This window comes from Streptomyces sp. NPDC049837 (genome assembly GCF_040674455.1).
GTDB lineage: Bacteria > Actinomycetota > Actinomycetes > Streptomycetales > Streptomycetaceae > Streptomyces.
On sequence record NZ_JBFAMP010000023.1, the window covers coordinates 1 to 24595 of the forward strand.

A 24595-nucleotide genomic window follows, 5' to 3' on the forward strand; every position below is an offset into this window, starting at 1 on the left:
AACGGGTACGAACCCGGTTCGCCCAGCTTCTCGTCGGGGTCCCACCCACTGAGCGCGTCCGGCCCGTACACCGGCTCAATGGGCAGTCCCGACTCGGTGGCTCTGGCGCGGTCCATGGCTCCCATGGCTCCAGCCTGGCCGGGCCGCCTTGAGCCCTGCTAGGAGGCGTCTGGTGCGGCGTTGCCGAGGAGGCGCCGGCACAGCTCGTCGGTGAGTTCGCCCGCCTTGCCGGCGAGGACGTCGGGCACCGTGAGGTCGTCCACGATCATGCCGTGCATCGCGAGGTAGAGCAGGATGACGGCCACGCGGTCGCCGGGCAGGCCCGCGTCCAGGTGGAAGCGGATGTTGTTCTCCAGCTCCGCGCTGAAGATCCGGTTGAGTTCGGCGCCCAGTTCGGGGCGGCGGGTGCCCTCCAGGCGCAGCTCCAGCATGGCGAGGTAGCTGCTGCGGTCGGCCCGCATGCGCTGGTGGACCTGGCGCAGCAGGAGCGCCACCAGTTCGGGGGACCGGGGGGCGGTCATGGTCTCGGCGAGCTCGGCAGGGTCGGGCGTCAGGCGCTCGTACGTACGTCCCATGATCTGCCGCAGCAGTTCGCCCCGGTTGGCGAAGTAGTTGGAGGAGGTGCCGACGGGCACCCTCGCCGCGGCGTCGACGGCGCGCAGCGTCAGCCCGCGCGAGCCCTCGCGGGCGAGGACCTCGATGGCCGCGTCGAGCAGTGCCGTCCGGCGTTCCGGGTTCTGTCGCATGAGGGTCTCCGAGAGACGGTGCCACTTCGGGTGGAGTACTTCGTCCGAAGCACTCCAGCATAGTGCGCGCCGTCTGCCGGCGTGCGTCAGCGTGCGGGCGTGGCGCGGCCGTGCAGCTTCAGGCAGTGGGCGAGACAGCCCAGGGCGGCGGTGCACAGCAGGGTGCGCATGATGTTGGTGGTCTCCCACACGCCCTTGAACTTGTCGACGACGCCGAAGTCGTGGGCCTTGGCCGGGTCACCGAGGGCGGCGAGCTCGTTGTTGAGGGGGATGTTGACGGTGAAGGTGATGAGCAGCGCCACGAGGTAGAGGCCGCCGGCGATACCGGCCCACAGGGCGGCCGACCGGCGGCCCTTGCGGTACTCGATGACGGCGGCGGCCGTCGTCGCGGCGAACGCGCCGAGGAAGGCGAGGACGAACAGGCCGCTGGTGTCGATCGCCTGGTTGAAGTTCTGCATCGCCTCCACGTACACCCGGTCGTCGGTGCGGGCGAGGCCCGGCATCACCGACACGTCGAAGGCGAAGAACACGCCGGCCATCAGCCCCATGGTGACGAGCGACACCAGCAGCAGCGGACCGGCCGCCCTGCCCGTGCGGCTCGTCCGGGACGGCGGCGCCTGCGGCGTAGGAGACGACGAGTACGGGGCGTTGGCGGTCATCGGGGCGTCCTCACTGTGGACTCGGGTGGCTCGCGCGGCGTGCGGGCGTGGGGCGTGCGGGCGTGGGGATCATAGGTGCGCCGCGCGACGCCCGGCCAGGCCGCCCGAGCGGTCGTGCACGCACGGGCGACCCGGCCTCGACGGGTTCTCCAGCGGAGCCTGAGACGGTCACGGCGACGTCCCCAGCCGCCGACCCCCGTGGAGGCCCCGTCATGTCCGTCGACGTGTCGCAGGAGTTGGTGACGCCGGTGGCTCCCGCGCGGGCGGTTCCCGCGCCGGTGGCTCCCGCGCCCCCCGCGAAGGCGCGGCGCCGGGCCCGCCCCGGGGTCGCCCTGGCGGTGATCGCCCTGTGCAACGCGATGATCCAGCTCGACGACCCGATCGTGAACGTCGCGCTGCCCGGGATGCGCGAAGGGCTCGGCCTGTCGGCCGTCGGCGCGTCGTGGGTCGTCAACGCCTACCTGCTGGCCTTCGGCGGGCTGCTGCTGCTCGGCGGGCGCGCCGGCGACATCCTGGGGCGCCGCGCGGTGTTCCTCGCGGGCGTGGGACTGTTCACGGCGGCCGCGGCGCTGCGCGGGCTGGCGCCGTCGGGTGAGTTCCTGGTGGCGGTGCGCGCGGTGCAGGGTGTCGGGGCGGCGCTGGCCGCGCCGAGCGGGCTCGCGCTGGTGCTGAGCATGTTCGCCGAGGGCGCGCCGCGCAAGCGGGCGATCGCCGTCTGTACGGCGGTGGGCGCCGTGTCGACGGCCGGCGGGCTGCTGCTCGCGGGCGCGCTCACCTCGCTCAGCTCGTGGCGCTGGGTGCTGTACCTGGACGTGCCGGTCGGGCTGGTGATCCTGCTGCTGGCGCCGTTCGTGATCGAGGAGACGGCACGCAGCCGGGGCCGGTTCGACCTGGCGGGGGCGCTGGTGTCGGCGCTGGGTGCCGCCTCGCTCGTGTACGGGCTGGCGCGGGCCGCCGAGCGGCCGTGGAGCGACCCGGCCGTCGTGGGGTGCGTGGGCGCGGGCGCGGGGCTGCTGGTGGTGTTCGCGGCGATCGAGCGGCGGGCCGAGCAGCCCATCGTGGTGCCGCAACTGTTCGGCGACCGTGACCGCGTACTGGCCTACGCGGCCACGCTCGCGGTGCCGGGCTCGCTGATCGGTACGTACTTCTTCCTCAACCAGTTCTTCCAGGGCCGGCACGGGTGGTCGGCGCTGGCGACGGCGTGCGCGCTGCTGCCGCTGCCGGTGACGATGGCCGCCACGGCGGGCGCCGCGGTGCGCCTGGAGCGGCGGTTCGGGGCGAAGCGGCTGATGGCGGGCGGGGCGGCGCTGCTGATCGCCGGAAACCTGTGGCTTGCGGGGCTCGGTGCGTCGGACGCGTACGCCTCGGGTGTGCTGCCGGCGCTGGTGCTGCTCGGGGCGGGCATGGCGTGCTGCGTGCTGCCGCCGACCGTTCTCGCCACGTCGGGCCTTGCACGTGACGAGGCCGGTGCGGCGGCGGCCGTCCTGAACTCGCTCCAGAGCGTGGGCGGTTCGATCGGGCTGGCGGCGCTGGTGGCGGTGACGGCGCAGACCGGCGGGATGGCCGGGGGTTTCCTGACCGGGGCGGCCTTCGCGGGGTTCGCGCTGGTGGCCGCCACCCTGCTGCGACGTACGGTCAGGCGATCCTGAGCTGGGCCATCATCCCCATGGCGGAGTGGTCCAGCAGGTGGCAGTGGTACACGTACGTGCCCCGGTAGGTGTCGAACGTCGCCTGGACCCTGACCGTCTCGCCCGGCAGGAGCCGGACCGTGTCCTTGAGCCCCGACTCGGACGGGTCCGGCGCCTGCCCGTTGCGTTCCAGGACCCGGAACTGCACCAGGTGCAGGTGGAAGTTGTGCGGCATGACCGTGTTGGGGTTGGTGATCGTCCATATCTCGCTGCTGCCGTGGCGTACGGCGGCGTCGATGCGGTCCGGGTCGTAGACCTTGCCGTCGATGTACCCCTTGGGCGCGGCGCTGCCGTCCTCGTCCATGCGCAGCTCGACGGTGCGCCGGCCGGTGGCCTCCGGCAGGGGCGGCAGGGTGCGCAGCACGGAGGGGACGCGGCTGGGGTCGGAGGCGGTGCGGACGACGTCGAAGCGGAGGACGTGGCCGGTCTGTTCGGGGGTGCCGGGGCCGACGGTGTTCTCCAGCACGAGCTTCGTACCGACCGGGTAGCGGGAGAAGTCGATGACGACGTCGGCCCGCTCGGCCGGTGAGAGCCACAGCGCGTCGGTGGTGTGCGGGCGGGGCAGCAGGCCGCCGTCGGAGCCGATCTGGGTGATCTCGCCGCCGTCGGCGAGCCGCAGCCGGAAGAAGCGGAGGTTGGAGGAGTTGAGGAGGCGGAAGCGGTACTTGCGGGCGGCGACCTCCAGGTAGGGGTACGGCTTGCCGTTGGCGAGCAGCGTCGTCCGGCCGAGCGCGTCGTCCATGACGTACACGAGCTGCCCGGCCTCGTCGAAGCGGGCGTCGCGCAGCGCGATCGGGATGTCGTACGCGCCGGAGGGCAGCGGCAGGGCCTGCTCGGTGCCGTCGGTGAGCAGGTAGGAGCCGGACAGCCCCCGGTAGACGTGCTCGGACTCCATGTGGTGGGCGTGGTCGTGGTACCAGAGCGACGCGTGCGGCTGCCGGTTGGGATAGGTGTAGGTGCGGGTCGCGCCGGGCGCGAACGTGTCCATCGGGGCGCCGTCGCTCTCGGGCGGCACGGAGGCGCCGTGCAGGTGGACGGAGGCCGGCATGTCGAGGGCGTTGCGGTGGCGTACGACGACGGGGCGGCCGGATCTGGCTCTGATGGTGGGCCCGGGGAAGTGCCCGTTGTAGGTGAGGACCTCCGTCTGGAGGCCGGGCAGTATCTCCTTGCGCGTGCGCCGCATGGTGATGGCGAAGGTGTCGGTGCCGCCCGTGGTCGAGACGGGCGCGAGGACCGGCGGTATGGGCAGCGGCACCCGGAAGGGCTCCACGGCGGGTCCTGCCGCCGCCGGGGCGCTGCCGGCCGCGCGGGCGCCCCCGGCGGCGAGCAGGGGGGTCAGTGCGGCTCCGGTGAACAGCCCGGCGCCGGTGGTGGCGAGGGCGGCGCCGAGCAGGCTGCGTCGGGTGACCATGGCGTCCTCCTGGTTCTGGACGGCCCGCCCACCGCGGGCGGGCGCACCCAGCGAGTGCAGCAACCCCGACTCGTGGTCGGGTCGAGCGGCCGGTGGGGGCGCGGAGCCTTGGTGGTGGGGCCCTGGTCACCGGTGGGGCACCGGCGGCTCGGCGAACCCCCGATATCGTGATCGCCGTTGCCCCCGGCTGCTTCACAACAGCCGTTGCCCACCACGGGAGTTCAGGAAGAAGGCGAGCACCATGTCCCACACCGACGCCGCCGTACACGGCACCGTGGCGGACGGCTTCGAAGCCGTCCGCACGCGCCTCGCCGAGGCCGTGGAGGCCGAGCCCGGCCTGTCCGCCCAGCTCGCCGTGCGCCACCGAGGGCGGCAGGTGGTCGACCTGTGGACGGGTCCCGGCATGTCCGGGGACTCGCTGCTGGCGCTGTACTCGTCCGCCAAGGGCGCCGCGCACCTGGTCATGGCGCTCCTCGTCCAGGACGGCCTCGTCGGCCTCGATGCCCCGGTGGCCGCGTACTGGCCCGAGTTCGCCGCCCAGGGCAAGGCCGGGATCAGCGTGCGGGACCTGCTGTCCCACAAGGCCGGACTGATCGGCGTCGACGGCGGCTTCACGGACGAGGAGCTGGCCGACGACCGTGTCCTCGCCGCGCGCCTCGCCACGCAGCGGCCCTACTGGGAACCCGGCACCGCCTACGGCTACCACGCCTTCGTCATCGGCGCCCTCGCCGGTGAGGTCGTCCGCCGCGTCACCGGGCACTCCCTCCAGGAGACCTTCGAGCAACGGATCCGCGCGCCGTACGGCATCGACTTCCACCTCGGCCTGCCCGAGAGCGAGGAACACCGCTACCTGCCCGTCCAGCCGCTGCTGCCGCACCAGCAGGAGAGCGCCCGGGCCGGCCTGCCCGCCCCCACCTCCCTCACCGGTGTCGCCTTCAACCTCAACGCGACCCCGCCCACCGATCTCGTCACCTTCGCCAACACCCGTGCGGTACGCGCCCTCGGCCCGGCCTCGTCCGGCGGCGTCGGCACCGCCCGCGGTCTGGCGACGATGTACGCCGCCGCCTTGGGGCAGCTCGACGGCCACCCGCCGCTGCTGAAGGCGGACGTCCTCGCCGAGTTCACCAAGCCGCACACCTCCGGCACCGACCTGGTGACCGGCGAGCACGACCACTTCCTGCTCGGCTTCGAGGCCCAGGCGGTCCGCTACCCCCGCCTCGGCACGGACGCCTTCGGCCACAGCGGCGCGGTCGGCGCCCAGTCCTTCGCCGACCCCCGCTCCGGCATCGCCTACAGCTACACCCGCCGCCGCTTCTCCTTCGGCGGTGGCGGCGGCGCCCCCGAGAACCGGGAGCTCATCGAGACCGTGCTCCGGTCGGCCCGTGGGGGGTCGTGACCAGGTAGGCGGTGAGCGAGCGGATCGTGGGGTGGCGGAAGAGGGCGGGGAGGGGGATGTCGCGGCCGAGGGCGGCGCGCAGGGCGCGGTGGGCGCGGAGGGTGTGGGCCGAGGTCGCGCCCGCGTGGGGGAGCCAGAGGTCGGGGTCGAGGGCGGGTACGCCCAGTTCCGTGGTCCAGATCCGCGTGACCGTCCGGGCCGTCGTGCTCGTCGTCGCGTCGAAGTCGGCTGTCACGGGCCGAGTGCAGCAGGGGTGCCTCGTGCCGGGCTCGAACGGCGCTGGTTGCGCGGGTATTGCGGGGGGCTCCGTATACCTGCGGTGACAGATGCGCCGTTCCGGAAGGCACTCCCGTGGATCTTCGCTACTGGCTTCCGCGCGCGGTGGATGTGATCGAGCGCTTCGGCGAGCGGTTCGGACCGTTCGAGCCGCACCCCTCGCACCGGGTCGGTGACGCCGACTTCGCCCCGGTGTTCGAGCGGTTCGCCAAGCGTCTCGACGACAACTACCCCTTCTTCCATCCGCGTTACGCGGGCCAGATGGTCAAGCCGCCGCACCCGGCGGCCGTCGTCGGCTATACGACGGCGATGCTGTTCAACCCCAACAACCACGCCGCCGAAGGCGGTCCCGCCACCACCGAGATGGAGCGCGAGTGCGTGGCGGCCCTCGGTGCGATGGTCGGCATGGCCGCTCCCCTGGGCCACCTGACGACCAGCGGCACGATGGCGAACCTGGAGGCGCTGTACGTGGCCCGCCAGTCGCACCCGGGCCGGGGCATCGCGTACAGCGCCGATTCCCACTACACCCACGAGCGGATGTGCCACGTCCTCGGCGTGGAGGGGCACCGGGTGCCGGTGGACGGCCACGGCCGGATCGACCCCGGCGCGCTGGAGCCGCTCCTGGCGTCCGGCCGGGTCGGCACGGTGGTGGTGACCACCGGGACGACGGGCCTGGGCGCGGTCGACCCGGTGCACGAGGTGCTGCCGCTGGCCCGCCGCCACGGGGCGCGCGTCCACGTCGACGCGGCGTACGGCGGCTTCTACGCGCTGCTCGGCCTCTCGGACGAACCCGAGGGCATCGACGTACGCCCGTGGCGGGCGATCGGGGCGTGCGACTCGGTGGTGGTCGACCCGCACAAGCACGGGCTCCAGCCGTACGGCTGCGGCGCGGTGCTCTTCAACGACCCGCGGGCCGGCCGGCACTTCGCGCACGACTCCCCGTACACCTATTTCACCGACTCCGAGCTGCACCTGGGCGAGATCAGCCTGGAGTGCTCGCGGGCCGGTGCGGCCGCGGCCGGGCTGTGGCTGACGCTCCAGCTCCTGCCGCTGACCCGGGACGGCTTCGGCCGGATGCTCGCGGCGAGCCGCCGGGCCGCGCTGCGCTGGGCGGATCTGCTGGCCGCCTCCGAGGCGCTGGAGCTGTACCAGCGGCCGGACCTCGACATCGTGACGTACGTTCCCGCCGCGCGCCCCTGGTCCCTGTCCGCCGTCGACGCCGCCTCCGAGCAGTTGCTGCGCGACGGGATGCACGCGCCGGAGGACCCGGTGTTCCTGAGCGTGCTGCGCGCGGACGCCGGGGCGTTCCTGCGGCGTCATCCCGGGATCGTCCGGGACGCCGGCGCGGCCCGGGTGATGCGCAGCGTGCTGATCAAACCCGAGGCGGAGCTGTACCTCGACCGGCTGCACGCCCGGATCGAGCAGCTCGCCACCCGCTGACGACTCGTGAAGGGTGCTCCCTTGTCCTCCCTACCGGTTCCCGCGTCGGACGCCGACGCCGACGAGCTGGCCGCGCTGCTGGCCGGCGCCTTCCTCGACGATCCGCTGACCCGCTGGATCACCCCGGACGCCCGGCGCCGGGCGCGGGTCCTGCCCGGTTTCTTCCGCGTCTTCCTCGACCTGTCGTACGCGTACGGCGGGGTGCTCACCGATGAGGACCGCGACGCCGTCCTGCTGTTCCTGCCGCCCGGCGGGTGGGAGGGGGCGGAGGCGCGCGGGGCCGAGCTCCAGGGGCGGTTCGGCGCGGTGCTGGGCGACGACGCCGGCGCGCTGGCGACGATCGGCGCCCTCCAGGCCGCGCGGCACCCGGCCGGCCGGCCGCACTACTACGTGTCCTTCGGCGCGGTCCGGCCGTCGGCGCGGCGGCGCGGGCTGATGGCGACGCTGCTGGAGCACGTGGTGGCACGTGCCGACGCGGCGGGGTGCGGTACGTACGCCGAGGCCAGCTCACCGGGCGGTGAGGCGTCCTGCCGGCGCCTGGGCTTCGAGCGGCTCGGCGAGGACATCGTGCTGCCCGCCGGCGGCCCCTCCTTGCGGCCGATGTGGCGGGAGGCGCGGTGAGGGGCGACGAGCGGCTGCTGATCTGGTCGCCGGAGGAGATCGACGCCGGCCGGGTGGCGCACCGCCATCTGCCGGAGCTGCGCCGGGTCCTCGACTGGAGCCGCCGGGTGCTGGTGTCCGGCCATCCCGAGCTGGGCCGTACCGGCCCGGTGTGCCCCTACACCCAGCCGTCGCTGCGCAAGGGCCTGTTCCTGCTGGCCCTGCCCGCCCGGGACGGCGGCACGCCGGCGGAGGCGGTGGCGGGGCTGCGGTACTGGTACGAGCGGCTGGTGGCGGACCTCGGCGAGGAGGACCGCGAGCTGCTGACCGTGCTGATGCTGCTGCCGGGGCTCGACCCGGCGGACTCGACGGAGCTGGACGAGGTGCAGCGGGCGGCGAAGGACTCGTTCGTCGCCGACGGGCTGATGATCGGTCAGTTCCACCCCGTGTGCGACGAACCGGGCCTGTGGAACGAGGACTTCCGGCCGTTGCGGGCCCCGGTCCCGCTGCTCGCGGTGCGCCGGCTGCTCGTCTTCGACCTGCCCTTCCTGGTGGGCGCCGACCGGCACCTGGACGCCTACCTCCAGCGGTTCGCGCCCGAGATCCCGGCGCGCGTCCGCGACCAGTTGGTCAACCGGGTGGTGAGCTGAGGCGGGACGGCACGGGTACGCCGGAAGGGCCGGGGCCGCGGTGGCGGCTCCGGCCCTTGTCGTACGAGCAGCGGGTGCGGGTGCTTTTCAGGCGCGGCGTCAGGCCGCCGGTGCCGACGTCGGCCAGGCGGCCGGGTCGCCGGCGCGGAGCAGGGCCGTGCCGATCAGCAGGCCGCGGTAGCCGGCGCCCAGCAGGCGGGCGGCCTTCTCGGGGGTGTCGATCGCGCTGGCGCTGACCGGGCAGGGGGTGCCGGCCGCCCGGAGCGCGGGCAGCAGGGCGAGGCTGCGGCCGATGTCGCCGGCGTCCCGCTCCCGGGCCCTGATGTCCTTGTTGTTGACGGCGATGACGCAGTCGGCGGCGTGCGGCACGGCCGCCACCTCCGCCTCACTGGTGACCTCCACGAACGGCGTGAGCCCGGTGCGCAGCGCCGTTTCGACCAGGGTGCGCATGGCGGTCGCGGGAAGCAGGGCGGCCGTGAGCAGGACGGCCGACGCGCCGAGCTCCTTGGCGGCGGTGAGCTGGTCGCGCCGGGTGATGAAGTCCTTCTGGAGCAGCGGCAGGTCGGTGAGCCGGGCGACGTCCCGCAGCAGTTCGGGGGTGCCCGCGAACCAGCGCCCGGTCACCACGGAGACGCACGGCGCGCCGGCCGCCTCGTAGGCGGCGACGATGTCGGCGGGGGTGCGTCCGGCGATGAGGTCGATGCCGTGCGCGTCACGCCGCTTGATCTCCATGATGAGCGGGCGTTCGGCCGTCAGCAGGGCCTCGATGAAGCGGGAGGTCATGGGTGCTGCTCCTTGGGTACGGTGCTCCGGGGCCGCGCACGGCCCCGGAGCACCGGTGCGGGTGCCGTGGTCACTTGCCCAGTCCCAGCATCGAGGCGATGCGGTTGTACTGGATCTCGTTGGTGCCCGAATAGATCGTGCCGCCCACGGCGTTGCGCACGTCCTGTTCGAGCCCGTACTCGGTCATGTAGCCGTGCCCGCCGAAGATCTGCACGGCGGCAAGGCTGCTGGCCACATTCGCCTCACTGGTGATCAGCTTGGCGATGGCCAGGTCCGTGGTGACGTTCTCACCGGCGACGAGCCGTTCCGCGGTGTCGTACAGCCATTTCCGTGCCGTCTCCAGCCCGATTTTGGTATCCACGATCTTGTTGGCGATCGACTGGTACGAACCGATCGGTTTGCCGAACGACCGGCGCGTCTTGGCGTAGTCGACGACCTGTTCCAGCCGGCGCTGCATTTCTCCGACATTGACGATGAAGGAGAAGAGGACTTCCCGTTTCATCACGTGGTCCAGGACGAGGAATCCGCCGCCGACGCGGCCGAGGACACGGTCCGCGGGAATGCGGCACCCGTCGAAGTACAGCTCGCTCAGCGGCGAGGTGCGCAGCCCCATCTTCTTGATCGGCCGGCCGGTCGTCAGCCCCGGGGTGTCCCGGTCCACCAGGAACGCGGTGACCCCGAGCGGCCCGCCGTCGGGGTGGGTCCGCGCGTACACCACGATCACGTCGGCGACGGGGCCGTTGCTGACGAACGTCTTGGCTCCGGTCAGGACGAAATGGTCGCCGTCCCGCTCGGCGCGCGTGGTCATGGCCATCGCGTCGGACCCGCCCTCGGACTCGGTGATGGCGTGGGCGCCGATCACCTCGCCGGAGCAGATCCCGGGCAGGTACCTCTCCTTCTGTCCGGCCGTGCCGAACTTCTCCAGGGGTACGCCGGTGCTGGCCAGGGTGGTGGTCACCGAGAAGCTCAGTCCGGCGTCCCGGCAGTGCTCGCCGAGCCCTTCCAGGACGTACATGGTGGTCAGGAGCGACTGGCCGAGGCCGCCGTACCGCTCCTCGAAGGGCAGGGCGAGGATGCCCGTCTGCCGGACCAGCTTCCACTTCTCCCAGGAGAACGTGGCCTGCTCGTCCTGTTCTATGTGGTCGGCGCTGAGCGCCTCACCCCACCGGGCCAGGCCTTCCCGGAGGCCGGCCTGGTCGGAGTTCCATCGGATCACTGACAACCGCCTAGTACGCGGACGAGACGTGCTCGTCCAGGCTGTGCACCTCGTCGCCCTGGAGCGCGGGGCTGAAGACGCAGACGAGCCGGAGGTCCTCGTGCGGGGAGGCCACCAGGTAGTGCGGGTCGTGCTGGTCGAGCGCGTACAGGACGCCCGGGGTGATCGGGTGCGAGGTGCCGTCGAGCTCGATCACCTCGCCGGAGCCCTCGATGCAGTAGCAGGCTTCGAGGTGGTTGCGGTACTGGAGGCGCGACTTGGTGCCGGCCCGGACGACGGTGTCGGTGAGCGAGTAGCCGACGCCGTCCGAGGCGAGCAGGAAGCGGCGGCTGAGGCCGTTGCCCCACTCGACGGTCTTCACGTCCTCGATGTCACGGATGATCATTTCTCAACTCCCGGTTCGGTCTGGACGGACGGGCGGAAGGACTGACTGGCGGGCGGACGGACCGGATGAAGTCGCGGAAGCCGGTGACCGGGTCGCGGCCCTCGTCGAGGGCGCGCTCGATCCGTTCGACGCCCGCCGAGCCGATGATCACCGCATCGGCTCCGCAGGCGTGGACGGCTTCCACGTCGTCACGGGTCCTGACCCCGAAGCCGACGGCTATCGGGGACGTCGTACGGGCCCGGAGCGCGGCGACGGTGCCGGCCAGGGCGGCGTGCCCGGCGGCGGGGGCGGTGCCGCTGCGTCCGTAGTGGGCCACGAGATACAGGTAGGCGGTGGCGTGGGCGGCGGCCTCGGCCATGGTCGCCTCGGAACTCCGCTGGTAGCAGGTGGTCACCACGGGCAGCCCGGCGTCGCGGGCCGCCGCGTGGTACGTGGTGCGCAGCCTGGGCGGCAGCGCGTGGACGAGGAGCCCGTCCGCGCCGCTCGCCGCGATGTCGCGGGCGGCGGCGGACAGGTCCCGGTGCTTGAGGGAGTGGCTCCAGTCGGCGAGCAGCGCGATGCGCAGCCGGTGCAGCTTTGGGCGTACCCGGGCGATGAAGGCCAGGACGTCGTCGAGGCCGGTGCCCCGGTCCAGGGCGCGGCGTGCGGAGCGCCGCACGACCGGCCCGTCGGTGACGGAGTCGGGGAACGGCACGGCCAGTTCCAGGCACTCGACGCCTTCCTCGTCGAGCATGAGGACGAGGTCCTCCAAGGCGTCGAGGGGCGGGTCGCCCGCGTTGAGGAACAGCGCGAGGCCGGGCCCGGCGGTGGCGGTTGCGGGGTCGCGGACGAAGAACTCAGCCACGGCGCACCCCCGCGGCGGCGGTGCGGGCCGCCCGCATCCGTTCGGCGAGCTCGCGGGCCGCGCCGCCGGTGACGGCCCGCTCGGCGGCGGCGAGCGCGGCGGGCCAGCCGTCGCTGTGGCCGCTCGCCACCGCCAGGGCGGCGGCGTTGAGGCACACGGTCCGGGTGGCGGTGGCGCCGGCGGCGCCGGACAGGACGTCGAGGAAGTGGCCGGCGGCGTCGGCGGGCGTGACGGGCCGCAGGTCGTCGAGGGAGCCGTCGGCGGGGAGCAGCGTGCCGGCCGTGAGCGCGATGGTGGCGGTGCGGTCGCCCCCGGCAACCGCCAGGCCCAGGCCGCCGGGGACGGCGGGGGCACCCGGGCCGCCGGGGACGGCGGTTCCGCTCCTGCCGTCGGCCGGGCGGGGGCCGGTGCCGCCGCCCGGACCGCCGGCCGCCGGGCCCGCGCGGTCGGCGCCGCGAGGGCCGGGCACGCCGCGGGGGCCGGGCACGCCGCGGGGGCCGGGCACGCCGCGGGGGCCGGGCACGCCGCCCCCGCCGCCCGGAACCGCCGAGGGCACAGGGGCCGGAGCGTTCAGGTGGAGGACGTTGTCCGCGAACGGCAGCAGCTCGTCGGCGCCCTCCGTGTTGGTGGTCAGCCAGATCCGGCGGTCCGTCACCGTGCCCGCGAGGTCCCGCAGCGCGGGCAGGGGCATGGTGTGGGAGACGCCGGTGACCTGGGCCGTGACGGGCAGGCCGGCGAGGAACGGGCCGAGCGCGTTGAGGAAGCGACCGAAGGGCTTCATGCTCAGCGGCGCCACGGTGCGGGCGAGCCGGGCCAGTTCGGCCGGGTAGACGAAGGGCCCGGCGAAGGCGATCCCGTACTCCTCCAGCGTCCGTTCCGTGTGCGCGTACGAGGCCGTCGGCCGCACCCCGAGCCGCTCCAGCAGGTCGACCGAGCCGAGGCTGGAGGTGTAGGCGCGCGAGCCGGTCTTGACCACCCGTACGCCCGCGGCGGCGGCGACGAACGCGGAGGCGGTGGAGATGTTGAACGTCGCCGGGCCTCCGCCGGTGCCGACGACGTTGACGGTGCCGTCCCAGCGGCCGGCGGGCGCGGCGGGGCGCCGTTCGAGGAGCGAGTCGAGCAGGGCGCGCAGCGTCTCGGGGCCGGGGAGCCGGGTCGTCAGGGAGGCCAGCAGGGCGACGGCCTGCTCCTTTCCGAGCGTGCCGTCGCCGAGCCGGTCCCACAGTGACCGCCAGGTCTCGCGCTCGGCCACCGGGCGCCGCGCGAGCAGGCCGGTGAGCGCGTCGTGCATGGTCAGCCGCCCACTCCCTGGCGGGCGCCGGCGATGAACGCGTCGATCGCCGCCACGCTGCGGAAGTTGTCGGGGTCGAGGTCGGCGTCGCCGACGGGGAGCTGGAAGTGGTCCTCGACCCAGGCGATCAGCTTCAGTACGCCGAGGCTGTCGATGACACCGTCCGAGAGGAGGTCGTGGTCGTCGGCGAGCTCGTGCGCGCCGAGGTCGGGCAGGAACTCCTCGATGACGAATTTCTTGATGGTGTCGGTGTTGCTCATGACGTCCTTTCCTTGCTCACGGGGCTGAGGCGGGCCCAGCCGGCTTTGACCGCCGGTCCCTTGGGGGTGCGGCAGGTGAAGCGGACGACGGTGGGGCCGGCGTCCGGCTGGAGGGTGATGTCGAGGGGTTCGTCCGGCGGGACGGGGCCGGAGAAACGGCAGCCGAGGGCGCGTACGCGGGCGATGTCGCCGTCCGCGTACCGGTCCGCGATCTCCTCGCAGACCAGGGCGACGACGCTCATGCCGTGGGCGATGACCCCGTCGAAGCCGGCGGCGCGGGCGGTCTCGGGGTCGAGGTGGATGGGGTTGAGGTCTCCGGAGGCGTGCGCGTAGGCGCGGATGCCGTCGGTGGTCAGCCGGTGCGTGGCGGTGGCGGGTTCGCCGACGGGCCCGGCGGGCGCGGGGGCGGCGCCGGAGGGGATGTCGCCGAACGGTTCGATCCCGCTCGCGCCGACGAGGAGGGCGCTGGTGACCAGTTCGGCGAAGGTGACGCCGTCGTCGCCGGTGAGCCGGGTGCGCACCGCGACCCGGGTGCCGCGCGGCTCGCGCCGGGCGCCGAGCACGTCGAGGGCGACGGTGACGGGCTCGCCGGGGCGTACCGGCCGCTCCAGGCGGATGTCCTGGCCGAGGTGGACCACCGAGGCCTCCTCGCCCGCGATCAGGGACCGCACGGTCCGGTCGGCCACGGTGTGGGCGAGGACGAAGGCGTGCACGGGTGAGGCCTGGCCGGTCACGGGTCCGGGCAGCCCGGCCCGCGCGGCGGCGCGGTAGGCGGCGATCTCCCCGGCGGTGGCGGTGCGCCGGGCCGTGCGGGTGAGCTCGGGCGTGGTCGTCATGCCGGCACCACCACCACGGAGGCGTTGTGGCCGCCGAAGCCGAAGGAGTTGGACAGGGCGGGCCCCGAGGGGATGGGGCGGGGTCGGGTGTGGACCACGTCGATGTCCATTCCTGGCTCCAGGCGTTCGTGGTTGGCGGTGGGCGGGACCTCGCGGGCGCGCATCGCCAGCACCGCCGCGATGGTCTCGACGGCGCCGGCGGCGCCGATCAGGTGGCCGATGACGCCCTTGGGCGCGGTGACCGGGGGCCCGGCGGGGCCGAACACCTTGGCGAGCGCGGTGGCTTCGGCCCGGTCGTTGTGCGGGGTGGAGGTGCCGTGGGCGTTGACGTGGGCGATGTCGGCGGGGGCGAGGCCCGCCCCGGCGATGGCGGCCGTCATCGCGGCGGCCGCGCCCGCGCCGTCCGGCAGCGGCATGGACAGGTGGTGGGCGTCGGAGGTGGCGGCGTACCCGGCGACCTCGGCGTACGGGCGCGCGCCGCGTGCCCGGGCGTCGTCGGCCCGCTCCAGGACGACGAACCCGGCGCCCTCCCCCATCACGAACCCGTCCCGGTCGGCGTCGAACGGCCGCGACGCCCGCTCCGGTTCGTCGTTGCGCAGCGATACGGCGTTGAGGTTGCCGAATCCGGCCAGCGTGACGGGTGTCAGCGTCGACTCGCAGCCGCCGGCGATCACCACGTCGGCCTGGTGCGTCCGCAGCAGCAGCATCGCCTGGCCGATCGCGTCGGCCCCGCTCGCGCAGGTGGTGGCGATCGTCGTGGCGGGCCCGGTCCACCCCAGCCGCATGGCGATCTGCGCGGCGGCGGCGTTGGGCATCGTCATCAGCGGCATCAGCGGGTTGACCCGGTGCGGTCCGTCCGTGGTGAAGTGCGCGGACTCCCGGTCGCTGGTGGCCCGGCCGCCGACCGCGTTGCCGACGACGACCGCCGTGCGTGCCGGGTCGGGGGCGGGGGCGCCGGCGTCCCGGTGGGCGGCCAGCGCCGCCGTCGTCCCGTACAGCGCGAACGGGTCCATGCGGCGGGCGTCCTTGGCGGGCACCAGGTCCAGGTCGTCGAGGCCGCGGACCCGGCAGCCGATGCGCACCCGGTGGCGGGCCAGGTCGAGGTGGGTGAGCGCGGTGGCGGTGGAGCGGCCGGCGCGCAGGGCGGCCCACAGCTCGCCGGGCGTGCAGCCCGCGGGCGTGACCACGCCGATGCCGGTGATGACGACCGGGGGTCCGGTGGGGGTCGACACGGTGTCCGTCCTCTCAGGCGCCGGCGGCGGGGAGGATGCCGCACTCGCGTGCGGAGGCCAGGAACGCCTCGGCGGCGAAGTCGATGTCGGCCTCGGTGTGCCGGGCGGTGACGGCGATCCGCAGCCGGGCCAGGTCGTTGGGGACGGCCGGGGTGACGACGGGCAGGCCGATGACGCCGTTGCGGCGGCAGGCGGTGGCGAGGTCGTACGCCGCCTCGTCGGACCCGGCGATCAGGGGCAGTACGGCGGTCTCGCTGTCCTGGGTGCGCAAGCCCCCGGCGTTGAGGACGCGGCGCAGCCGCTCGGACTGGTGCTGGATGTGGGCGACGCGTTCCGGTTCGCGCTGGAGGATGCGCAGCGACTCCAGCGCGGCGGCGGCCTGGGCGGGGCCGAGGGCGGCGGAGAACAGGAACGGCCGTGCCGCGTACCGGAGGTGGCCGATCAGGTCGGCCGGTCCGGCGACCCAGCCGCCCATGGAGGGGATGGCCTTGGACAGGGTGCCGAGCTTGATGTCGACCTTGGCCCGCCAGTCGAAGTGCTCCTCGATGCCGCGCCCGGTGGCGCCGATGACGCCGAGGGCGTGGGCCTCGTCGACCATGAGCAGCGCGTTGTGCTCGTCGCAGACCTTGCGCAGCTCGGGCAGCGGGGCGATGTCGCCGTCCATGGAGTAGACGCTGTCGACGATGACGAGGCGTACGCCGTCGGGTCCGGCGGCCCGCAGCCGCCGGTCGAGGTGGTCGACGTCGTTGTGCCGGAAGCGGGTGACGGTGGCGCCGGAGAGGCGGCAGCCGTCGACGATCGAGGCGTGGTCGTACTTGTCGATGAAGACGGTGTCGCCCGGGCCGACGAGGCCGCCGACGGTGCCGACGTTGGCGGCGTAACCGGATCCGAAGACCATGGACGTCTCTCGGTCGGCGAACCGGGCGACCTCCGCCTCCAGCTCCTCGTGCAGCGGGATGGTCCCGGCCAGGGCGCGCACGCCGTGGTTGCCGGTGCCGTACAGGTCGACGGCGGCCTTGGCGGCGGCCACGACCCGTTCGTCACCGGCCAGTCCGAGGTAGCTGTATCCGGACATCATCAGCAGCCGGCGCCCGTCGAGGTCGGCGTAGGCGCTGTCGCGCTCGACGGTGTACGCGACGAAGCTGTTGCGGCGGCCGGGTTCCGATTCGAGTGACCGCACCCGCCGTCGTGTGGCCGCCAGCTTCGGCTCGAGGCGATCCCATGCTCCGGGTGCGTTCACGTGCGTCTCCTCATCCACGGCAGCTCGTCCTTCTCGGCACATCTCGGCATTGACCCAACGCGACGTCATTTCTAGGCGGCGGCCGCAAGACGCGCGCAATTTCCTTTTCGGTGAACCGGGCAAGGGGGCGCGAAATACCGGACGGGAGGGTTCCGACTATTCACGGCGGTATGTTTCCGGCCATGGTTGAACAGTTCTACGAGACGCCGGTACGGTCGAATGCACGGGAAAGGGAGTGGGAAAGGGAACCGGTCTGCGGCGAAGTCGCAAGATCGGCCCCGTAATGGTCCGCGGTCCCTTTTCGTGCGCGCTCACGCGCTTTCGGCCAGGGGCCGCCGATGTCATGGGGGATTCAGCTTTGCTGATCAGACTCGTAGGACTCGTCACCATCGAACACGACGGTGTTCCGCCTCAGCACCTGTCGAGCGCCCAGGCCCAGGTGGCCTTCGCCCGGCTGGTCCTGGAACGCGCGGCGGGCACCGGCCGCGACCAGCTCGCCGACACCGTGTGGCCGGACGGGCTGCCGGACACCTGGGCGTCGGCCCTGCGCAGTGTCGTCAGCCGGGTGCGTGCCTATGTCACCAGCCCGCACCAGAAGCCGGGCGAGACACCGCTGGTCGCCCGCAGCGGCCGCTACCTGCTGCGGCTGCCCGGCGACACGGCGGTCGACGTGGAGGCGGCCGAAGTGGCGGTCGCCGAGGCCCGGGAGGCGTTCGCGGAGGGCGCCCACGCCGTGGCGCGGCAGTTGGCCGCCGGGGCGGTGTCCAACCTGCGCGGCTCGTTCCTGCCGGCCCACGAGGGCGAGTGGGTCGGCGCCGTGCGCGAACGGGTGGACGAACTGCGCCTGACCGCCCTGGAGCTGGCGAGCCTGTCCGCCTCCGCCCTGGGCGACCAGCACCACGGGCTGCGGTACGCGGACGAGGCGGTGCGCCGTGCGCCATTCCGGGAGAGTGCCCACCGCTGCCGGATGACGGCGCACGCCTCGGCCGGCAACCGGGCCGACGCGCTGCGCGCGTACCACCAACTGCGCGAGGTGCTCGCCGAGGAGCTGGGCATCGACCCGGCGGCCGAGACGCAGCGGGCGTACCTGGAGCTGCTGCGCGCCTCCGGCCCCTCCCTCCCGCGCCGCCCCGCCTGCGCGGAACCCGGCCCCCCGGACGCCCTGGACCCCGTGCTGCTGGGCGCCTTCGAGGCACTGCCGCCGCCGCGCTGAGAGGGCCGGGGGCCGGTCCCGTGCGGCGGTGCGCGACGTGGGGGCGGCGTCGTTGGTACGGGTGGTGCGCCGGGGTCCCGGTGTGCCGCCCGTCGCCGCCCGGACCGGGGTACGCGTGGCTGACCACCTCACCGGTCACTCACCGGTCCCTACGGGAGAACACCGGACTGGCCATCGGCAACGGCTGGGCGAGCTGCATCCACGTCAGCCAGACGCCGTAAAACGCCCCTGGGGGCCCGGGCACAGAGGCCCGGGCCCCGCTCCGGGGGGAGGGAGGTCAGGTGATGGACACTCCGCTGTCGATGCTGATCACCTGGCCCGTCATGCAGTCCTGTTCCAGGAACAGGGCGGCGCTGCGGGCCACCTCCTCGACCGTGACGAAGCGCGGGATCGGAGCCTTGGTCTCCATCCCCTCCTTCACGCGGTCGGGAAGGTCCTGCGTCATGCCGGTGATCATGAAGCCGGGCGAGAGGGCGTTGACGGTGACCCCGCGCCGGCCGCACTCGGCGGCCAGCGTGCGGGTGAAGCCGATCAGGCCCGCCTTCGACGCGGAGTACGCCGTCTGGCCCGCCGTCGCGATCAGCCCGGACGGCGACACCACGTTGAGCACCCGGCCCCACCGCTGCCGCAGCATGTGCGGAACGGCCACGCGGGCGGTGTGGAAGGAGCCGATCAGGTTGGTCCGGATCACCTCCGCCCAGTCCGCCGGCGACTGCATCGCCATCAGCGCGTCCTTGCGGATCGCGCCGTTGTTGACCAGGACGTCGACCGGACCCAGCCGGGCGCCGATCTCCTCGTACATCGCCGTGACGGCCTCGTACGAGCCGACGTCGCCGCTCACCACGACCGAGTCGTTGGTGAGCTTGTCCTGGACGGCCCGGGCCCGCTCCTCGGAGCTGTTGTAGTGGACCGCGACCCGGCAGCCGAGGGCGTCCAGTTCGATCGCCAGGGCCTGTCCGAGCCCGCCGGACGCTCCCGTGACGAGGGCGACCGGCCGTTCGGGCCGGCTGCCCACGGGCTTGCTGCTCATCGCTTCCCTCCGCCCCACTCCAGCAGGACCGACCCCCAGGTCATCCCCGCCCCGAACCCGGCCAGCAGCACCAGGTCGCCGTCCTTGACGCGGCCCTCGTCCAGGGCCTCGGTCAGCGCGATCGGGATGGACGCGGAGGCCGTGTTGCCGTACTTGTGCAGATTGGCGACCAGGGCCTCGGGCCGCAGCCCCGTGTGGCTGAGGATCGAGTTGATGATCCGGATGTTCGCCTGGTGCGGGATGACGTGGTCCACGTCGGCCGCATCGACCTTCGCCTCGGCCAGCGTCTCGCGCACCGTGCGCACCGTGTACCGCACGGCGTTGAGGTAGATCTCGTTGCCGTTGATCTGCGCGTAGTGCAGGCCCTGGCGCACGGTCTCCTCGGTGGTGGGCATCCGGCTGCCGCCGGCGAGCACCTTGAGGCTGCCGGTGCAGCTCCCGTCCGCGCCCAGGTTCCAGGCGAGGACCCGGTCCTGGGCGGCCGGCTGGAGCACGACCGCGCCCGCGCCGTCCCCGACGAGGATCGACAGGTCGCGGTCGGCCGGGTTGGCCGTCAGGGTGTGGGTGTCGGAGCCGATGAGCAGGATCGGGCGCGGGTCGATCTTGATCAGCGCCATGGCCTGGACCAGTCCGTAGACGAACCCCGCGCACTCGGAGTTGACGTCGTGCGCGCTGCCGGCGATGCCCAGTTCGTGGTGGACGAACGCGGACGTCGCCGGCGAGGGCTGCTCGGGCGTGGCGGTGGCGACGATCAGGTGCGCGATGTCCCCGCCGCCCAGCCCGGCCTTGTCCAGCGCGCGCCGGCCGGCCTCGACGGCCAGGGAGGCGGTCGTCTGGCCCGGCCCGACGGCCCGCCGTTCACGGATCCCGCACCGGCTGACGATCCAGTGCTCGTCCACGCCGAAGCGCTGCGCCAGCTCCTGGCTGGAGACGACGCGCTCGGGTACGGCCATGCCCCACCCGGTGATGTCGAAGCCGTTCACGGGCGGTCCCGCTCAGACCTGCGCCGGCACGAGCGCGACGATGCGGTCGTAGACGACGCGCAGCGTGGTCGTGTCGTCGATGTCCGCGAAGAGCGACTCGTCGGCGGGGATGTGGGGGTACGCGTTCTGGAAGCCGTACAGCCACTCCATCAGGTCCAGCGAGTCGACGTCCGCGATGTGCTGGAGCGGGTGGTCGGGGTCGACCTTCTCGGCGCCCGACACGGCCTCGAGCTGGCTCGCCAGTTCTTCGATGGTGGGCAGGGACATGAGGTGGGTCCTCTCTCGCGGGGCTCGGTCGTTCGGGGGAATGGAAGCCCGGGCCGCGCAACCGTTGCGCAACACGGGTTCCCGTCGGCCGTCTTGCACATCTGTTGCGAGCGACCCGCTTTCCTCGTCTGCGACAGCGCACGCCGCCAGGAGGAGTTGAGGACGCACATGACGACGGTCGCAGACAGGTCGGTCCCCGAGGTCGACGCGATCAGGCACCACTACGAGGTGAGCAACGACTTCTATCGCCTCCTGCTGGGCCCCACGATGATGTACTCCGGCGGGTACTGGGAGGAGGGCGAGGGCCTGACCGAGGCGCTCGACGAGGCCCAGGAGCGCAAGCTCGACACGTTCGTCGAACTGGCGCGCGCCGCCGGTGCGCGCCGGGTGCTGGACGTGGGCTGCGGCTGGGGCACCATGCTCAACCGGCTCACCACCGTCCACGGCGTGGAGCAGGCCGTCGGCCTCACCCTCAGCCGCACGCAGGAACAGTTCATCGCCGGCCTGGACAACCCGCGCATCACCACCCGGGTCGAGTCGTGGGAGGACCACGTCACCGACGACCCGTACGACGCGGCGTTCTGCATCAACGCGCTGGAGCACTTCGTCTCCTCCACGCTGCCGCCGCGCGAGCGCACCAAGAAGTACCGGGTGTTCTTCAACAAGGTGGGCGCCGCCCTCAAGCCCGGGGCCCGGTTCGTGCTGCACACCATGACCGCCGAGGCCCTGCCGATGAACCGGCAGCTCCTGGACGACCTGAAGTTCCTCCAGCGCTCCGAGTTCGAGAACTGCCACATCCCGCACCTGCACGAGCTGACGCAGGCGGCCGAGGGGCTCTTCGACGTCGTCGAGATCGTCAACGAGCGCGAGTCGTTCGCCGTCGCCTGCCGGGCCTGGCTGCAACTGCTGGCCGAGCGCCGGGACGAGGCCGTCGCCCTGGAGGGCGAGGAGGTCGTCGCCCGCTTCGAGCGCTACCTGGACATCTTCGCGTACACGCTGGAGGACAAGTTCTTCAACAACTTCCGCGTGACCATCGCCCGGCGCTGAGGAGGAGGCCGACGTGACGAGCATTCTCGAACCCCCTTCGGCCGCCCCGACCGGTGGCGGCACGGGCGGCGGGCCGACCCGGCACCTGCGGGTCGCGGTGATCGGCAGCGGCTTCTCCGGCCTGGGCATGGCGGTGCGCCTGCTCCAGCGCGGGATGGACGACTTCCTGGTGTTCGAGCGGGCCGACGAGGTGGGCGGCACCTGGCGCGACAACTCCTACCCGGGCGCCGCGTGCGATGTGATGTCCCACCTGTACTCCTTCTCGTTCGCGCAGAACCCGGGCTGGAAGTCCACGTTCGGCAAGCAGGAGGAGCTGTTCGCCTACCTGCGGGACGTGGCCGACCGGTTCGGGGTGCGCCCCCACATCCGCTTCGGCCACGAGCTGCTCGCCGCCCGCTGGGACGAGCCGACGCGCCGCTGGTACATCGAGACCTCGCAGGGCGACTACACCGCCCAGGTGCTGGTCTCGGGCACCGGCTACCTCTCCGAGGCGGCCGTACCCGACATCCCGGGGCTCGCGGACTTCGAGGGCACGGTGTTCCACTCCTCGCGGTGGAACCACGACCACGACCTGACGGACCGCAGCGTCGCCGTCATCGGCACCGGCGCCTCCGCCATCCAGTTCGTACCGAAGATCCAGCCCCAGGTGGGGCGGCTCGACCTCTACCAGCGCACCCCGCCGTGGATCGGGCCCAAGAACGACAAGCCGACCAGCCCGCTCCAGTCGGCGCTGCTGCACAAGGTGCCGGGCTACCAGAACTTCCGGCGCAACTTCAACATGTGGGGCCGAGAGGTCCTGGCCTTCGTCATGAAGCGGCCCAAGGTCGCCGGGAAGATGCAGAAGATGGCCGGCGACCACCTGAAGAAGTCGGTCGCCGACCCGGAGCTGAGGCGCAAGCTCACGCCCGACTACGTCATGGCGTGCAAGCGGCTGCTGTTCTCCAACACCTGGTACCCGGCGATCCAGCAGCCCAACGTCGACCTGGTCACCGACCCGATCGCCGAGGTGCGCCCGAAGTCGATCGTCACCGCCGACGGCACCGAGCGCGAGATCGACACGATCATCCTGGGGACCGGGTTCAAGGCCACGGACCGGCCCGTCGCGGGCCGTATCACCGGCCGCGGCGGCAGGCTGCTGCGTGACGTGTGGCGCGAGCAGGGCATGGCGGCGCACCGCGGCACGACGGTCGCCGGCTTCCCGAACCTGTTCCTGCTGCTGGGCCCCAACACCACGCTGGGGCACTCCTCGCAGGTCGTGATGATCGAGGCGCAGATCGGTTACGTCCTCGACGCGCTCGCGCACATGGACAAGCGCGGCCTGGCCAGTGTGGAGGTCCGCGAGGAGGCCCAGCGCGCCTGGAACGACGAGGTGCAGCGGCGGCTCGACGGCACGGTGTGGAACGCCGGCAACTGCCGTAGCTGGTACCTCGACGAGCACGGCCGCAACCCGTCGATCTGGCCCACGTACACCTGGCGGTTCCGCCGCCGCACCCGCCGGTTCGACCCTGCCGAGTACCAGCTCGTCACGTCCGTCGGCGCCGGAAGACCCGCCCTTGACCACGCATGACCGAACGGGAGACACGCAGATGAACACCACGCTCTCGCGTCGCAAGGTACTGGGCGGGTTCGCCGCCACCGCCGCCACGGTCGTCGGCTGGAGCGCCGCGAGCCAGTCGTGGGCGACCGCCGCCGAGGTGTCCGACGGCGCGGCCGTGGCCGAGGCCCCGGCGCTGGACGGCACCCTGACGACCTCGGCGGCGGACCTGGAGCGCTTCCGCCACGACTTCGGGCGGCTGAAGACGTCGGCGCCCTGGGCGGTGCTGCGGCCCGGGTCGGACCGCGACATCGTCAAGATGGTCAACTACGCCCGGGCCAACAACCTGAAGATCGCCGTGAACGGGCAGGGCGGGACCAACGGCGACCAGGAGTCGCACTCCGTCTACGGCCAGGCGGCCGTGCCCACCGGCGGCATCTCCATCGACGCCCGCGCCATGTCGAGGATCATCAGCATCAACTCCACCAACGCCGTGGTGGAGGCCGGGGTGACCTGGGGCCAGCTCACCGACGCGGCCCTGAAGGCCGGCAAGACGCCGCCGGCCCTCCCCGACTACCTGCACCTGTCCATCGGCGGCACGCTCTCCATCGGCGGCATCGGCGGCACCGTGCAGAAGTACGGGCTGCTGTGCGACACCGTCCACTCGCTGGACGTGGTGACCGGCACCGGCCAGTTGCTGACGGTGTCCGCCTCGGCGTACCCCGACCTGTTCCACTCGGTGCTCTCGGGCGGCGGCCAGACCGCGATCATCCTGCGGGCCAAGGTGAAGCTGATCGCCGCCCCGCAGCGGTCGGTCGTCTTCAGCCTCTTCTACGACGACCTGGCCACGTACCTCGCCGACGGCGAGAAGGTCATGGCCGAGAACCGCTTCCACGTCCAGGCGGGCGAGATGCTGCGCAAGCCCGACGACTCGGGCTGGCGCTACAAGATGGAGGTGGCCGCCAACTACTCGGGCACGGCCGTCCCCGACCGGGCGGCGCTGCTGTCGGGGCTGCGCGACAACCGCGCCCAGGCGGTGATCGAGGACGTCGCCTACCGGGACTACATGTTCCGGCTCGACGGCTACGAGACGTACCTCAAGGAGAGCGGCCACTGGTACCAGCCCAAGCCGTGGCTGAGCCTGTTCCTGCCGGCCTCCAAGACGAAGGCGTTCATGGAGGTGGTCGAGAAGGAGCTGACGGCGGACAGCCTCGGTGGCGGGTTCCTGCTGTTCTACCCGTACTACACCCGCAAGGCGACCCGGCCGCTGGCGGTACAACCCAACGAGTCGGTCGGCTACCTCTTCGACCTGCTGCGGTTCCCCAACCCCGGCGAGACCGGCATCCAGCAGATGCTGGACCAGAACCGGCGGCTGTACGACCGGGCGGTCGCGCTGGGCGCCAAGCGGTACCTGGTCGGCGCGATACCGGGGATGACGCCGGCCGACTGGAAGGCGCACTTCGGAACCAGGTGGGAGGAGTTCTACCGGGCCAAGCGCCGCTACGACCCGTCGAACATCCTCACGCCGGGCCAGGGCTTCTTCGGTTAGGACTTCTTCGGTTAAGGAG

The 24595-nt window shown here is 72.8% G+C and carries 25 protein-coding genes; 9 read left to right on the forward strand and 16 right to left on the reverse strand.

Annotated elements, in window-relative coordinates:
* Positions 1–158 precede the first annotated feature (158 nt).
* Together AB0J57_RS34300 and AB0J57_RS34305 are read right to left on the reverse strand one after the other, a co-directional pair.
* Entirely contained in the window at positions 159–746 is a 588-nt protein-coding gene (locus AB0J57_RS34300; RefSeq protein WP_366132334.1) for a TetR family transcriptional regulator, read from the reverse strand.
* 86 nt (positions 747–832) lie between these two features.
* Complete coding sequence (locus AB0J57_RS34305; protein WP_366132335.1) at positions 833–1405, reverse strand: DUF1772 domain-containing protein; 573 nt, start codon at positions 1403–1405, stop codon at positions 833–835.
* 212 nt (positions 1406–1617) lie between these two features.
* Between AB0J57_RS34305 and AB0J57_RS34310 the strand changes: the two genes are divergently transcribed.
* Positions 1618–3054 (forward strand): MFS transporter, encoded by a 1437-nt coding sequence (locus tag AB0J57_RS34310; protein ID WP_366132336.1) that lies wholly within the window; start codon positions 1618–1620, stop codon positions 3052–3054.
* Here the strand turns inward: AB0J57_RS34310 and AB0J57_RS34315 are convergent.
* Positions 3041–4504: a multicopper oxidase domain-containing protein gene (locus tag AB0J57_RS34315; RefSeq protein WP_366132337.1), complete on the reverse strand. Its 1464-nt coding sequence runs from the start codon at positions 4502–4504 to the stop codon at positions 3041–3043. The two genes, AB0J57_RS34310 and AB0J57_RS34315, sit on opposite strands and share 14 nt — an antisense overlap.
* A 241-nt stretch (positions 4505–4745) precedes the next feature.
* Here AB0J57_RS34315 and AB0J57_RS34320 point away from each other — a divergent pair, with 241 nt between their 5' ends.
* Positions 4746–5900: a serine hydrolase domain-containing protein gene (locus AB0J57_RS34320; RefSeq protein ID WP_366132338.1), complete on the forward strand. Its 1155-nt coding sequence runs from the start codon at positions 4746–4748 to the stop codon at positions 5898–5900.
* On the opposite strand, the gene AB0J57_RS34325 is transcribed toward AB0J57_RS34320, so the two are convergent.
* The gene (locus tag AB0J57_RS34325; RefSeq protein WP_366132339.1) at positions 5860–6135 is read right to left on the reverse strand and encodes an acyl carrier protein; all 276 of its coding nucleotides are present in this window, start codon (positions 6133–6135) and stop codon (positions 5860–5862) included. The genes AB0J57_RS34320 and AB0J57_RS34325 overlap by 41 nt on opposite strands.
* A gap of 116 nt (positions 6136–6251) precedes the next feature.
* On the opposite strand from AB0J57_RS34325, the gene AB0J57_RS34330 reads away from it, so the two are divergent.
* From AB0J57_RS34330 to AB0J57_RS34340, 3 genes are read left to right on the forward strand one after another with little or no spacing between them, the layout of a single operon-like run.
* Complete coding sequence (locus tag AB0J57_RS34330; RefSeq protein ID WP_366132340.1) at positions 6252–7616, forward strand: aminotransferase class V-fold PLP-dependent enzyme; 1365 nt, start codon at positions 6252–6254, stop codon at positions 7614–7616.
* A gap of 21 nt (positions 7617–7637) precedes the next feature.
* Positions 7638–8237 (forward strand): GNAT family N-acetyltransferase, encoded by a 600-nt coding sequence (locus AB0J57_RS34335; protein ID WP_366132341.1) that lies wholly within the window; start codon positions 7638–7640, stop codon positions 8235–8237.
* Positions 8234–8866 (forward strand): DUF6875 domain-containing protein, encoded by a 633-nt coding sequence (locus AB0J57_RS34340; protein ID WP_366132342.1) that lies wholly within the window; start codon positions 8234–8236, stop codon positions 8864–8866. Before AB0J57_RS34335 ends, AB0J57_RS34340 begins: the two co-directional genes overlap by 4 nt.
* A gap of 99 nt (positions 8867–8965) precedes the next feature.
* Here AB0J57_RS34340 and AB0J57_RS34345 read toward each other — a convergent pair whose 3' ends face one another.
* The 9 genes from AB0J57_RS34345 to AB0J57_RS34385 form a co-directional block, all read right to left on the reverse strand.
* A complete protein-coding gene (locus AB0J57_RS34345; protein ID WP_366132343.1) occupies positions 8966–9649 on the reverse strand; it encodes an indole-3-glycerol-phosphate synthase in 684 nt (227 codons plus the stop codon).
* Positions 9650–9719: 70 nt separating this feature from the next.
* Positions 9720–10865, reverse strand: a complete 1146-nt coding sequence (locus AB0J57_RS34350; protein WP_366132344.1) for an acyl-CoA dehydrogenase family protein — start codon at positions 10863–10865, stop codon at positions 9720–9722.
* A 10-nt stretch (positions 10866–10875) separates the two neighbouring features.
* Positions 10876–11250 (reverse strand): ectoine synthase, encoded by a 375-nt coding sequence (locus AB0J57_RS34355; RefSeq protein WP_366132345.1) that lies wholly within the window; start codon positions 11248–11250, stop codon positions 10876–10878.
* A complete protein-coding gene (trpA, locus tag AB0J57_RS34360; RefSeq protein WP_366132346.1) occupies positions 11237–12094 on the reverse strand; it encodes a tryptophan synthase subunit alpha in 858 nt (285 codons plus the stop codon). Before trpA ends, AB0J57_RS34355 begins: the two co-directional genes overlap by 14 nt.
* Positions 12087–13385, reverse strand: a complete 1299-nt coding sequence (locus tag AB0J57_RS34365) for a hypothetical protein (RefSeq protein WP_366132347.1) — start codon at positions 13383–13385, stop codon at positions 12087–12089. The genes trpA and AB0J57_RS34365 overlap by 8 nt, the downstream gene beginning before the upstream one ends.
* A 2-nt stretch (positions 13386–13387) precedes the next feature.
* Positions 13388–13645 carry a phosphopantetheine-binding protein gene (locus tag AB0J57_RS34370; protein ID WP_366132348.1) on the reverse strand — a complete coding sequence of 86 codons (258 nt, stop codon included), beginning with the start codon at positions 13643–13645 and terminating at the stop codon, positions 13388–13390.
* The gene (locus tag AB0J57_RS34375; protein ID WP_366132349.1) at positions 13642–14481 is read right to left on the reverse strand and encodes a MaoC/PaaZ C-terminal domain-containing protein; all 840 of its coding nucleotides are present in this window, start codon (positions 14479–14481) and stop codon (positions 13642–13644) included. Before AB0J57_RS34375 ends, AB0J57_RS34370 begins: the two co-directional genes overlap by 4 nt.
* Positions 14478–15713, reverse strand: coding sequence for a beta-ketoacyl-[acyl-carrier-protein] synthase family protein (locus AB0J57_RS34380; RefSeq protein ID WP_366132350.1), 1236 nt, complete (start codon positions 15711–15713; stop codon positions 14478–14480). The genes AB0J57_RS34375 and AB0J57_RS34380 overlap by 4 nt, the downstream gene beginning before the upstream one ends.
* 13 nt (positions 15714–15726) lie before the next feature.
* Complete coding sequence (locus AB0J57_RS34385) at positions 15727–16953, reverse strand: aminotransferase class I/II-fold pyridoxal phosphate-dependent enzyme (RefSeq protein WP_366132351.1); 1227 nt, start codon at positions 16951–16953, stop codon at positions 15727–15729.
* Between the two features lie 343 nt (positions 16954–17296).
* On the opposite strand from AB0J57_RS34385, the gene AB0J57_RS34390 reads away from it, so the two are divergent.
* Complete coding sequence (locus AB0J57_RS34390; protein WP_366132352.1) at positions 17297–18166, forward strand: bacterial transcriptional activator domain-containing protein; 870 nt, start codon at positions 17297–17299, stop codon at positions 18164–18166.
* Positions 18167–18443: 277 nt separating this feature from the next.
* Here the strand turns inward: AB0J57_RS34390 and AB0J57_RS34395 are convergent, their stop codons facing one another.
* Genes AB0J57_RS34395 through AB0J57_RS34405 form a run of 3 tightly spaced genes read right to left on the reverse strand, consistent with a single transcriptional unit; the run spans position 18444 to position 20446 of the window.
* Positions 18444–19196, reverse strand: coding sequence for an SDR family NAD(P)-dependent oxidoreductase (locus AB0J57_RS34395; RefSeq protein WP_366132353.1), 753 nt, complete (start codon positions 19194–19196; stop codon positions 18444–18446).
* Positions 19193–20179, reverse strand: a complete 987-nt coding sequence (locus tag AB0J57_RS34400) for a beta-ketoacyl-ACP synthase 3 (RefSeq protein ID WP_366132354.1) — start codon at positions 20177–20179, stop codon at positions 19193–19195. Before AB0J57_RS34400 ends, AB0J57_RS34395 begins: the two co-directional genes overlap by 4 nt.
* Positions 20180–20191: 12 nt before the next feature.
* A complete protein-coding gene (locus AB0J57_RS34405; protein ID WP_366132355.1) occupies positions 20192–20446 on the reverse strand; it encodes a hypothetical protein in 255 nt (84 codons plus the stop codon).
* Positions 20447–20614: 168 nt separating this feature from the next.
* On the opposite strand from AB0J57_RS34405, the gene AB0J57_RS34410 reads away from it, so the two are divergent.
* Genes AB0J57_RS34410 through AB0J57_RS34420 form a run of 3 tightly spaced genes read left to right on the forward strand, consistent with a single transcriptional unit; the run spans position 20615 to position 24576 of the window.
* Positions 20615–21493, forward strand: a complete 879-nt coding sequence (locus AB0J57_RS34410) for a class I SAM-dependent methyltransferase (protein ID WP_366132356.1) — start codon at positions 20615–20617, stop codon at positions 21491–21493.
* A gap of 13 nt (positions 21494–21506) precedes the next feature.
* Complete coding sequence (locus AB0J57_RS34415; RefSeq protein ID WP_366132357.1) at positions 21507–23060, forward strand: NAD(P)/FAD-dependent oxidoreductase; 1554 nt, start codon at positions 21507–21509, stop codon at positions 23058–23060.
* 19 nt (positions 23061–23079) lie between these two features.
* Positions 23080–24576 (forward strand): FAD-binding protein, encoded by a 1497-nt coding sequence (locus tag AB0J57_RS34420; RefSeq protein WP_366132358.1) that lies wholly within the window; start codon positions 23080–23082, stop codon positions 24574–24576.
* Positions 24577–24595: the final 19 nt, after the last annotated feature.